Source organism: Paenibacillus sp. 8b26 (genome assembly GCF_050626875.1).
In the GTDB taxonomy this organism is placed as follows: Bacteria; Bacillota; Bacilli; order Paenibacillales; family Paenibacillaceae; genus Paenibacillus.
Genome location: NZ_CP192445.1, coordinates 1607287 through 1619616, shown reverse-complemented (window position 1 = coordinate 1619616; position 12330 = coordinate 1607287). Strand labels below are relative to the sequence as shown.

Sequence of the window (12330 nt, the reverse complement as noted above, 5' to 3'; positions counted from 1 at the left end):
AGGCGTGGTGATGTTGGTTTGTCTGGTCATGCTGGTTCTGCAAGTGGGAGGTTGGGTGGTGCTGAACCGGATGTACGGTGCTAAGTATGCGAGCTTTCGCCATATGAAGCTGGAAGGACTGCGCCTGCAAAGGCTCTCGGTTCCTTTCGTACACATGATCCATGCTTCACGTGCCGCCCAAAGACTGCCTTTGCTGATGTTCAAGCTCCAGCGCTCGGTACAAAAGCTGTACGGTATGCGCAACAGTGGGGAAAAAACGATGCTTTTTCTGGCCGAAATGGTGGGTTACGGATACATGATGGCGGCTGGTGGAGCTTTAATATCGCTCATGATGGGCGGGGATGCGACCGGGCTGGTGCTCGGATTGGGGCTGGGTATTCTGGTGCCCATCGCGCTGGTCAAGGATCTGCACGGAAAGGTACAGAAGCGGGATCAGCAAATTTTAATGGAATTGCCTGAATTACTGAGTAAAATCATGCTTTTGGTCGGTGCAGGCGAGACGGTACAGCGGGCATTGCTTCATTGCGTGGAGCGCAAAGGGGCGGATACGGTACATCCATTGTACCGGGAGCTGCGTCAGACGGTGGGGGAATGGGAAAGCGGCTATTCCTTTCAACAGGCATTTGAGCATTTGAGCAAGCGCTGCGGCATTCAGGAAATGACGGTGTTTACGACAACAGTGTTACTGAATATGAGACGCGGCGGGAGCGATTTTGTGATGGCTTTACGTGAGTTGTCCCAGACGCTATGGAACAAGCGGACTTCGATTAGCCGCACAAGAGGAGAGCAGGCTTCGTCTAAGCTGGTATTTCCGATGGCGTTGATTTTGCTAACGGTTATTGTGCTGGTGGGCGCTCCCGCCTTAATGATGATGAATATGTAGGAGGAATACAACGATGATGACATTAGTAACAGGTAGTATTCGTAAATTGTACAAGGATGAGGACGGTTTGGGTACGTTAGAAATGATTCTGATTATCGCGATTCTGATTGCGGTGGCGATTATTTTCAAGGATCAGATCAAGAAGATTGTAGAAGGTCTGTTGAAAAAAGCGGATAAAAAGAGTAACGACTTCATGGATTCATAATGCTGCGCAATTTGGCACACAAAGAGGAAGGGAGCTTCTCATTGGAAGCTTCCCTCGTCTTTCCCATACTGTTGCTGGTCATTTTTGTGATGTTATTTTTTTGCCTGTACATATATCAAAAATCCATCTTGGTGCAGGTCGCTTCTACGGCTTCGGAGCGAGCCGCTTATAGTTGGGATAGCAGCTTCAAGGAACCGCGTACAGGCGCATTCACCCAAGGACAACGAGATTCGCTTTATTGGCGCTTGAAGGATGATGCCATGCTGGGTGCCTTGTTTGGCTGGGCTGGAGCCAATAATCAGATAAGTGTGCAGGTGCCCGGTGGCGGTGGAGGAGGCGATTTGCCCGCCCAGAAGCTGTCCCACGCCGAGAGTGGCATGCCTGCCGGTATGCAGGGACAGATGACATATGAGAACAGCCTGATCAGCCGTAAGGTGACGACAGAGCTGAATAAAATAGTGAAAGTGCCTTTGCTGAATCAGTTTCTGGATCAGACGGATTTACAGGGAACAATGAGCTCGGGTGTGGTAGAGCCTGTGGAATGGATTCGCACGGTAGAGCTGGTTCGATATTATGGAGCAAAATTTATGGGCAGAGGCTCAGGTGAAAAGATAAATCCGGCAGTTGCAGGACAAGTATTAACGCAATATGGACAGAACGGTCCGTAAGAAGCGGAGAACACGAATGGACTGGAAGGGAGGAAGCGAGTGTTTGGAAAAGGACGTAATGCTAAGGATAGTGAGTTAGGAGCCGTCACGGTCTTTTTGATTCTGATTTTAGCGGTCATGTTTGGCTTTATTGCTGTTTTTATTGACTATGCACGAATTGCCGCGCTGCATGTGCAAACTGAACGGTTGACCCATGCGGCGGTTCGTTCAGTTATGTCTGCCTATGATCCGGCATTACAACAGGATTACGGTCTGTTTGCCTATGGTGAGAGCAGCGGAGAGCAAATTATGGTCAAAGTACTGAACGACAGCGCCAAGCGCACGCCGCGTGCAGACACACTGCCACTTATGAACACGAAGCTGGATTCAAGCTCTTTGCACATGGAAAGAGAGCTTGGTAAATATGCCATATTTAACGAGCAGATTCGTGAAGAAATGAAGTATAAAGCGCCTGTCGATTTTACAGTGGAAGTGCTCGAAAAGCTGAAGCCGCTCTCTCAGAATATGAAAGAGGCTTCGCACACGGTCGATTTGCTGAAACGGCTGCAAAAGCTGTATGACAAACGCGAGGCTAAGCTGGATGACATGCTGGAGAAGCAGCGTGAGGCAGGAGCTTATATGGAAGAGGTTCGCAAACGGATCATTAAACAGAGGGGCGCGTATATCCCCAATCAGTATATTTGGGATTCGCTTGAGGTTGTAGCCGATATTGCCGCCCAATATAAGCATTACGTGCATGTGTATGAGGATAATAAAAAGAGTGTAGACGACGTTAAAATCATGCAGATCGAGAAATATGCGAGAAGGGCGAGATCGGCACTTGATCGTCTGGGCCAAGCCATGACCAAGGTAGGAAAAGAGCATGATGAGCTGCTTGTAGAGGCTAAGGAGCCGCTGAATGAAGCCAGGCAAATTAACGAAGAGATGCGTCAAGTCATTGCTCAATATAAACAGAGGGCTGCCAATGCAGGGTATGATGAGGTTTCCGCAGCCCCTACTCCGAGTGGAGGGAGCTCCAGTGCTGATCCGTCTGTAGGAAGCGCAAGGCAGAAGGCTGACGATTTATTGATTCCAGATAAGGAATTTGATCAGATGGAAGCGACTATAGAAAAGCAACGAATAGCTATTCATACGGTTAACAACAGATTATCGAGTATGATCCGTACACTATCCTTTTATACAGATCCGAATCTCAATACAGATATGTTCAGACAAGAAGTGATCTCAACGCTCAAGGAAATGGATCAATATTTGAATGCATATGCCTGGTCAGGACCTTCTAATGTACTTGATGGTGAAGCCAAAGCAATGGACACGCGACGTGGACCTGATAAAGAACGCAAAAAAATGGAAAAAGAGGCGAAGAGCAAGCTCAAGCAAGCCTATCAGATCATTGAAATGCTTTCCAAAGGTACGCAAAGTGCCGGACCATTTCAAAAGTTGGAGCAGTATTACAATGAAAGTATCTCTTTTAACCAGTCTGCATCCAGCCCGTCTGTATCCGCTGATTTGTCCTATGATACCTATGATGCGGCAGGAGCTTCCATGGACAGTATGGATGGTCTATACGGGGCGGCATCCGGCTTGCTGACGCAACTAGGGGATGAATTTTTCCAGAATGAATATGCGCTTTCTTACTTTAATCACGTGGATTTTAGCCGATTTGGCAGTTTAGCCGGATCAGGTGGGAGGGTGGGGAATACAGCGCAAATTTTGGGAGATCAACTGGAGCTGAATAATCAGGAGGTCGAGTACATTCTGTACGGTTTCCATAATCCGACCGGAAATCTGGCCTCCGCTTATGGCGAGATTTTTGCTATGAGGCTAGCCATTCGCACGATGGAGGGTTTAGTCAAAAATAGCTCCAAGGGCAATCCGTTGGTTGTTTTGGCGGCAGCTCTTTTATATGGGGTAGAGAAGGCGATTGAAGATATGATTATGCTGGCTCAGAAGGGGTATGTGCCTCTGTCTGATTTTCTGAAATTTCGAATGACGTACAAGGATCATTTGAGATTGTTCCTCATGCTCCATAGCAATAATGAACGGAAAATGTCCCGTATGCTGGCATTGATCCGCCTGAATACAGATGTCAATCCTGCTGAACGGCAAACGTATGCAAGGGGCGAGGTTAAGAACGGGATGAGGCTGTTGTTTTTACCTGGGGTGATGAAGATGCTGGGCTTGGCCTCAGAGGAAGGCGAAAGCATTAAGGGAAGTGTGTACTATGTTACGAAAACAGCGCATTTTTCTTATTAATCGGTATTTACAGCGGATTGGTGGACGGAGTCGCCGTGAACAAGGAAGTATCGTTTTAGAGGCGTCGCTAGTGTTGCCGTTGTTTCTATTTTTTATTATTTTTCTAATTTATATGGTACAGATGACGCTGGTATCTACGGCCTTGCAGACCACCGCTTCAGAAGCGGTTAAACAGGTTTCGGCTAAAATCTATCCGGTGTCTCTGGCGGTGGATGCGGCGTCTGCGAAAATAGATGCAGTCCGCCAGCCGCTGGATGAGCTGCCCAAGTTATCTGTGAGTGAATATGCAAGCCAATTCGCTGCCCAACTGCCACCTCCCATCGGTGATTGGGTGGAAAGCGCTGTGCAGGGGGGGAAAAAGCCCATGGAGGAGCTACGTGGGCGCTTGACAGAAGCCGCGCTTGATCCTGTTCTAAAGCCGCTGTTAAAGCCTTTTATAGAGGATAGCATTCTGGAGTATGACCGTATACATGTAACGAACGTGCATGTGCCGTCTCTTACGGGAACTAAGGACCCTTATTTTAGGGTGGAGCTGTCTTATGAGCTGCCGATGAAGGTTCCTTTTCTGTATCGTAGTATTGTGCTCCAGACAGCGGCAGAGGAACGTCTCTGGATCGGTGACACGGGAGAGGGAACAGGTACAGGAGATGCTTCAGCGACTAAGGATGCGCAGGGTTCCATACAACTGCTTGCCAAGCCTGAGCCTGCCGTGAAGGGTGTATATAACTTGATCAAGGCCAAAGTGGAACCCGGAACGTCAGCTAATCTTTCTGTACTTTATAAGTCGGGCCAAAGCACGGCTCAACACTTGGGCTGGACCTCTGCCGATGCGGACGGGATTATTGAATGGAACTGGTTTGTAGGTACAAACACGACACCCGGTCAATGGAGCTTTGTGATCGAAACGGACGATGGACAACGTATCGAGGTTCCATTTTCGGTAGAGAAGACGACCGACGGGGAGAGGAACACGGATGGTTCGCCATAGCACGGATATATGGGAGCATTGCGAATAGATAGAGAAAATAACGATGGAAAAGGTTTGAAACGCTTCGTGCTTATCATTAGGGGGGAATTGCATTGACGTGGATGTATATCGTATGTGGTGTTTTGCTGGCGATTGCGCTGGTGACGGATTTACGTAGTATGAAAATTCCTAACAAGCTTACGCTGCCCGGCATGGCGATAGGCTTGCTGTTTAATACGATGTTTGGGGGATGGCATGGATTTTTATTTGCAGCGGCTGGATTGGGGACGGGATTCGGCTTCATGTTGATTCTGTACTGGATGGGAGCTGTAGGTGCTGGCGATGTGAAGCTGTTTGGCTTGATCGGAGCATGGACGGGGGCTGCTTTTGCATGGCAGTCGGCTCTCTATTCGATTTTTTTCGCGGGTATTATTGGTTTGGTGATCCTGCTGTGGAGACGGGAAACCATGATGAGATTGCGGCGTGTGGCTTTTAATCTGGGAGGATTCTTTCTGTTTCGCAGCGGCAAGGCGCTGACGAACGGAAGGGAGGCACACCTCAGGTTTCCTTTTATGACCGCCGTCATTCCGGGAGCGATCAGTGCTTATCTTTATTTTTTGCCATAACTTAAGCAGTTGGGTAGATATGATGGTGCTCACGGGGATCGGGAAAATGCTAAGGAGGTCATGAATTGTTTGGTTTAAGCAGGGATTTTGCCCGCAACGGCGGGACATTTATGATTTTGAACAAGGAAGGCGGGCTTAAGACCGATGATTTAAATTCCGTGCAAACCGGAATGATGACTGGCAATCAGATTCCCGGTCTTCTGGAGCTGAGAATCAAGGACGTCGATTTTCAGGTGGAGCTGCACTACGATATTTCGGGTCAACGTATGCTGTCTCAGATATGGAAGGGAGGGGGAGTGTCGACTTCCGATTTCTACCGGATTCTTTTTGAAGTAGCGGATGCCCTCCATCGTAGTCCGCAGTATATGCTAGATATGCGCCAATTTATTTTGCATGAGGATTATATCTTTATGAGCGGTTCAGGCTCAAGGGAAAACGTCAGTTTAACCTATGTTCCTTTGCAGGGGGTACTGTATGAAGGACAGGCTGGGAGCCAATTTAAGCAATTGGTTATTCGCTTGATGACACGTGTGGTTCATTTTCAAGGGGACCATATGCAGTATATATTTGAATTATGTGATAGGGATGGATTTGATCCGAGAGCGTTGAAGGAGCTGCTGCTGCAAGGGATGGCAGTCGGCGCAGACGGTGTTAGCGTTCAAGGTGAAGATGGAGAAGGACGTAGCAGAGATACCCGTGTTCGAATGGGAGTTCATGGAGAGCGTGAAGGATTGCATTCAACAGATGTATACGGAAAATCTTTTCCGTTAGCCGATCATTCAACGAGCCGAGCGGGATTTGAGCAAGGAGAAGAATCTAAATTCTTCGCCTCAAGGAGCCAGAGATCTCAGAAAAAAATACATGAGGATCAGGAGACGCTTCAGGAGATTCAGGACCTTAAACGGATCAATCGGCTCAAGCCGTCCGTGAAGCCCCAGGAGAACGATGAGGCAGATGTAGAAATAGAAGAAACGGAGCCTGCGTTGCAGAAGTATAAAACGTATATTGCTTTAGGCTGTCTTCTCGCTTCGGCTATCGTGTGGCGCTATATTTATTTGGACCATCCAGATACGGTGCCGCTGGTTATTTCCGTTGTGCTGACCTTGGTACTCGTAGCCGTTGCTTATAAGAGCTGGACGGGAAAATGGGGGCGCAAAAGCGCTTCGTCGTATGCCTATGCCGATTCAGTTCCTGTGCTGGATTCGGAATGGCTTGGCGCAGCTTCTCCTGCACAGCGGAAAAATGACCGTTATCAGGTCGATAAGCTAACCGGATTCGTAGCAGGGCGTCAGAATAAGGATAAGCACTCTTCCAATTCAGGTGATCAAGGACAGGAAAGCTGGCGCTGGTCTTTTCCTGACCCGGAATCTGAAAATATGGGTAGCCAGGCGGGAGAAAGAGGTAAAGCTTCGGCACATCGCGACTTGCATGTGCCGCAGGAGATAGGTGCGGATCGGAGGAATGATTTGGAAGCCAGTGATACCAGCGAGGCATATTATAAATCCTTGTCTGGTGTGACGGAGCTGCTAAATGCTACATCAAGGCAGGAAACGGTGCTGCTTCGTGCAGATCAAGGGGTACATATTCCATACGTTCAAAAATCACCGATTGCCTGTCTGGAACGTAAGCCACCGGGAAGTGGAGCGGCCGAGCGCATCCGATTGCAGTCGGACCAATTTGTTGCAGGCAGCTTCTTCATCGGAAGAGAGCCACAATTGGTACAGTTTGTGGAGCATACGGAGGGAGCGTCCCGTTCTCATATTGAGCTTTGTATTGATGCAGAAGGACAAGGTCACATCGTCAAGGATTTGTCCTCGACGAACGGAACCGTTCTGAACGGAGAGCCAATGGTGCCATACAAGGAGTATGTTATGAAGGACGGAGACACTTTTAAAATAGCCGGAGTATCCTATACTTATCGGCTGGAATCTTTTGAATCTTCTTCCAATGCCTCTTGAGTGAAGGGTAGTTTGATATGTATAGAGAAGGAGCCCATTAATGTTATGGGCTTCTTTTGTCTTTTAATAGAAAGGAGGTTTATTCAGTTTCTTCCACTTGAATAACGTGAAATAATTCCCCTAAAGTAATTTCTAAATATCCACAGATATTGGCTAGCAATGAGGTCGAAAGACGTGAATTATCCAGACCCTGATTGTTGACAATCCAAATTATACATAAGCGAAATGATGATACCCTTAATCAAGAAATATTTGCAAACTATCCGAAAAGGTATCTAAAGTAAATAACTGAAAAGTATATGATTTTGTTCCATAAAATGGTATAATCATGAGCGATAAAATAAATTTATTTTACTACTTGTTTCTCAATTACATAATTTATTTAACTATGCATCATATGACGATTTTATGCTGAAAGGGTGGCTTATCCATGAAAATCACACCCACGATACGCGCAGAAATTCAAACCTACCTGAGACGGAAAGGATTGAGTATGACCAAGTTTGGACACATCGCTGGCATGAATCCGGGTACAGTGAGCGGTATTGTGACAGGCAATCGTACACTCTCCGTTCATCAATTAGATCGCATTACATTAGGAATGGATTTACCCGCAGATTATTTCTATGAAAGATATGTTGAAGAAAATGTGATAGATGCACCGCTGAACTGGAAAAGAATTAGCCCGTTCTTGTATCGCTGTGTGCAGTTTCGGCGATTAGACTGTTTGCAAAAAGTAGTAAGTGTCCTGCTGGATAAACCGACCTATCTTCCTTATCTCTTTGCATTAGCCGAGGATTATTATGAACAAGGTTATAATGAAGCAGCGGCTTACCTATACGAGAACATCGCTGAGGGTGAGAAGCAGCAGCATTCAGAGCGATTGGCAATCTGCCATTATCGTATATTCACAATTCAGGTTGGAGACGATCAACGCCAAAATCTCAATGCAGCTACGATATTTGAAGCTTTTGTTGAGCGCCTAGATGAAATAGACCAGCTTGACGCATTGAAGGACTTGGCGAACGTGTACAGGTCTTTGCGTCAATGGGACAAGGTTGATGAAATGGCAAAAAAAATGAGAGATAAAGCGGAAATCCAATATTCAATGAAGCATCAACAGAAGAGTCGAGAGCGTAATGAATCTACTAAGAAGCTAACCCGTCCCTTGTTTGTATACATTTCCTATGCTGACCTGCTGTGTGCAAGTGTCTATGAAGCCCAAGGCGATTATCAACAAGCTCTACAATATACATACGCCTACGCAGACTTGGATTGGGTCAAAGAGACGGACGAGGATACTCTGTATTGGATCAGCTTGTTTGAACATTGGGCGCAAGCTAACGTTACCGCAAATAAGCTTTTATCTGGAGACATAAACGCCTTATATGATTATATTGAATATATTGGTGCACCGTCAGATACAACTGAACAAGATAAGGTTACCCAACTGCTGAACATTATGATGACGGCAAACCGATACCAGATAGACGTAAATGATATACTTCAGCGTTTTGAAACGGATGTTAATTCACTTTTGCAATTTCCGCAATCTAATGACATATATACTAAACAAGTTATACCAGAACAGTTTGCACGATTTGGTTATGAATTGGCTTATTATTATTTGTATCGAGGAATGTATAACGATGGCTTTAAATACTTGATGTATTCAATGGTAAGTTATCATACACTAAATAATGAGAATTATTTTATAAACTGCACAGGGCTTTTTGCACATTTCCAAGCATATGCGCTTCCTGAGACCAGAGAAGAGTATTTCAAACTATTAGAAAAGGTGTGGTTAGACAATGTTAAAAAAAATGGTACTGCTGATCGTCGCGGCTAGTTTTTTGTTTATTGTTACTGTACCTGTTCAGACTCATAGCCAACACCAGAGTATCAGGCTTTACGATCAACAAGGGGGGGCTTAACATTTCAAACGAATAAGGAAAGAAAAAAGCCCATCTTAACAAAAATACACTCCCTAAAACGGATATTGGAGGAACCCAACACAGGTTTAGCCGATAATCTAAGGAGTGTATTTTATTTAATTGTCAATCTATATAAGTTGAACTAAATATTAGAAGAAAACTATGGTAAGGAATTCGCTACTGCTTGTCGAAGTAATAAAGTAACAACTTTAGACAGGCAGGGGAATCGCATGGAACATTCAGCATCATTTCAAGAGATCCAAACCGCGATGAAGCAAGCAAAAGATCGTCGGATGTTTGAACGCTATCAGACGCTGTATTTGTATCTATAAGGAACAGAAGTCGAGCAAATTGCTCATATCATTAACCGAAGCCCCAAAACCGTAAAAGGGTACATTCAAGCTTATGAAACACGTGGGCTTTCCGGACTGCAAATGAATCATTCACCAGGAGCACCTGTCCGATTAACGAAAGAACAACTGGAAAAGTTAAAACAAACGATCGTGGACTCCGTTCCACATGATGTAGGCTTTACCGCGCGTCACAATTGGACACTGGAGATCATTGCAGCCTTCATCAAAAGGGAGTTTGGCCAGACGTATTCGCTTCGGGGTATCTCTAAAATGATGCATCGTCAAGGGGAAAGCTATACCAAGCCAACCTATATCTTGGCAGCGGCGGACGAAAAAAAGCAACCATGTATTATTTGAAGACGAATCCATGATTCGCGATGACCAAGCCATTCAAAAAACGTGGTTTCTTCGTGGCAAGCAGCGTATCATTCAAACTACAGGTAAACATCGGGGTGTCAAACTGCTGGCTACCGTCGACTATGTGACAGGCAGGATCGTATGGCAGGAAGATGAGTATTATACAGCCGAAACATTTTTGATCTTTCTGAAAAAAGTGTTAACCGAATATCCGACAGGTAAAATTGCGATGATCCTGGACAATGTCCGAATTCACCATGCAAAGCTGCTGGCATCGTTCCTAAACGAGATGAAGGATCGACTTGAACTTGTATTTTTGCCTCCCTATAGCCCCGAACTGAATGCAGTCGAAGGGTTGTGGAAATGGCTTAAATCCGATGTGATTAACAACGTCTTTTACCACACCGTCGCTGAAATTCGTACCAACGTACAACAGTTTATGGAAGAGATTATGAAAGTACCTTTGATGATCGTTGACCGTCTTTGTGTCAGGTTCTAGCTGGTTGTTTCTTTAGTTCAACTTATATAGAAGGGAATAATCAGTATGTATCAAAACAGGCAGACCAAAATAATTTTGCTCTGGCTAAAACTCAAACAGATACCGCTCAAGAAATAGGTATCACGAAGCAGTAGCTACATAACTAAAAAAACTACTGACACTTATTCCTGAGTTACAGGATATGGTTGAGGGACAGAGTTTAAAGCTAATAGTGCTGCGTTAATCCATGTATCTTATAACAAGGGATTATAATACTTTAGACATAGTAAATCTGTTTATCTCAGTCCAATTGTCGCATACTTAAAAAGGGAATTTAAGGATAATAGGTGGATATCCCTAAACATCTCCTTCTGATAAGATTATTTCCAACTAAATTATAATGGACGTGATCAAATGGGGAGAATATTGGTTCCACCTGACAAGCTGGTGCAAGTGGCTGACCAGTTCTTACAAGGAAAGCATGAAATGGAACGTATGCTGAATTTTTTGAGTGGACGAATTGATTTTGTCCAACAAGGCTGGTCTGGAGCTACTCAAGAGAGATTTTTTCAGGAATTTCAGGTTTCTCGACAATCCATGAGTGTGACGCTTGAACGACTATCAACAGTAGCACAGGAACTTATTTTTATTTCAAAAAACTTTACACAGGTGGACGGAGAAAAGTTCGTATTAGATGTACCGGGAAATGGTGTACCTATTAAAACGGCATCCAGCGGTGAAGGTTGGTTACATAAAATCTTTGAACAGATCGGACAAGCTGAGATCACCAAGGCTGAAGCCCAGATGGAAGCTAGCAAGCTTCAAGGTGAAATTTTATGGGATACGGCTCAGGGAGCAAAAGGAGCCATTCAGGAAGATTTAACCTTGGGGATGTTACCTGATAAAGAACGGGACTATGATCATCCTATGGCAGCTAAAGTAGGTGAAATTCTCGGTCACGTAGCTACGACATTGCAGGGGGCTGGTGAGGTAATAGTTGGAACAGGTGGAGAAGGATTATCAGTTGCTGTTTCATCTACGGGAGTAGGAAGTATAATCGGAATACCGGGATTGATTGGATCAGCAGCTTTAGCGGCACATGGAGGTACAACCGCAGTTAAAGGAGCAAGCGGAATAGGGAAAAGCTCAGCGGAATTGTGGCAGATGAGGAAGGGAGAAGGGAATTCTAAGGTTGAAATCTTAAAAAATAAAGCCGACGATATACGTAAAAACGTAAATAATGATATATTAGATGAAATGGAATCTAATGGTGGGCATTTGCTTCAAAAGCACGTTGGCAAGACAAATGAAGAATTAATAAAACGTGCCTCCCAAGAAGGAGTTCCTTCTACAACGTTTTCTGATAAAAATATAGCTCTGAAATCCACGCAAGAGAATATCAGAAGAAACGCTGATAAAATTGCAGAGTGGATAGAGAACCCTAATTCTAGAGGATATCTCATTACAAAAACGGATCATGAGTTCTCTATCGGACGGGGTGTAGATGTGAAAAATGGAGGGAACTCAGCTTCAAAGCATGTAACAAATGACTTATTGAAGTCCCAATTGTATTTAGTAAAAGATTCGTCTATGCCTACTGGCTATAGAATTATTACGGGTTATCCTGTTTTTAAATAAAGAGGAG

9 protein-coding genes and 1 pseudogene are annotated in these 12330 nt (G+C 45.0%); all 10 read left to right on the top strand.

Going from position 1 to position 12330, the window contains the following annotated elements; genetic code table 11:
• Positions 1 to 10: 10 nt before the first annotated feature.
• On the top strand, positions 11 to 883 hold the full coding sequence (locus ACQ4MX_RS07165; protein WP_187644867.1) for a type II secretion system F family protein: 873 nt from the start codon (positions 11 to 13) through the stop codon (positions 881 to 883).
• Between the two features lie 13 nt (positions 884 to 896).
• Positions 897 to 1088 carry a Flp1 family type IVb pilin gene (locus ACQ4MX_RS07160; protein ID WP_013309278.1) on the top strand — a complete coding sequence of 64 codons (192 nt, stop codon included), beginning with the start codon at positions 897 to 899 and terminating at the stop codon, positions 1086 to 1088.
• Positions 1088 to 1756 carry a TadE family protein gene (locus tag ACQ4MX_RS07155; RefSeq protein ID WP_431089927.1) on the top strand — a complete coding sequence of 223 codons (669 nt, stop codon included), beginning with the start codon at positions 1088 to 1090 and terminating at the stop codon, positions 1754 to 1756. The genes ACQ4MX_RS07160 and ACQ4MX_RS07155 overlap by 1 nt, the downstream gene beginning before the upstream one ends.
• A gap of 39 nt (positions 1757 to 1795) precedes the next feature.
• Positions 1796 to 4012 carry a hypothetical protein gene (locus ACQ4MX_RS07150; protein ID WP_431089926.1) on the top strand — a complete coding sequence of 739 codons (2217 nt, stop codon included), beginning with the start codon at positions 1796 to 1798 and terminating at the stop codon, positions 4010 to 4012.
• Positions 3981 to 5000, top strand: a complete 1020-nt coding sequence (locus ACQ4MX_RS07145; protein ID WP_431089925.1) for a pilus assembly protein — start codon at positions 3981 to 3983, stop codon at positions 4998 to 5000. The genes ACQ4MX_RS07150 and ACQ4MX_RS07145 overlap by 32 nt, the downstream gene beginning before the upstream one ends.
• A 92-nt stretch (positions 5001 to 5092) precedes the next feature.
• Complete coding sequence (locus tag ACQ4MX_RS07140; protein ID WP_431089924.1) at positions 5093 to 5605, top strand: A24 family peptidase; 513 nt, start codon at positions 5093 to 5095, stop codon at positions 5603 to 5605.
• Positions 5606 to 5670: 65 nt separating this feature from the next.
• The gene (locus ACQ4MX_RS07135; protein ID WP_431089923.1) at positions 5671 to 7563 is read left to right on the top strand and encodes a DUF6382 domain-containing protein; all 1893 of its coding nucleotides are present in this window, start codon (positions 5671 to 5673) and stop codon (positions 7561 to 7563) included.
• A gap of 430 nt (positions 7564 to 7993) precedes the next feature.
• Positions 7994 to 9412 carry a helix-turn-helix domain-containing protein gene (locus ACQ4MX_RS07130; RefSeq protein ID WP_431089922.1) on the top strand — a complete coding sequence of 473 codons (1419 nt, stop codon included), beginning with the start codon at positions 7994 to 7996 and terminating at the stop codon, positions 9410 to 9412.
• 315 nt (positions 9413 to 9727) lie between these two features.
• A pseudogene (locus tag ACQ4MX_RS07125) lies at positions 9728 to 10706 on the top strand (IS630 family transposase).
• Between the two features lie 393 nt (positions 10707 to 11099).
• Positions 11100 to 12323 (top strand): WXG100 family type VII secretion target, encoded by a 1224-nt coding sequence (locus ACQ4MX_RS07120; RefSeq protein WP_431089921.1) that lies wholly within the window; start codon positions 11100 to 11102, stop codon positions 12321 to 12323.
• Positions 12324 to 12330 lie beyond the last annotated feature (7 nt).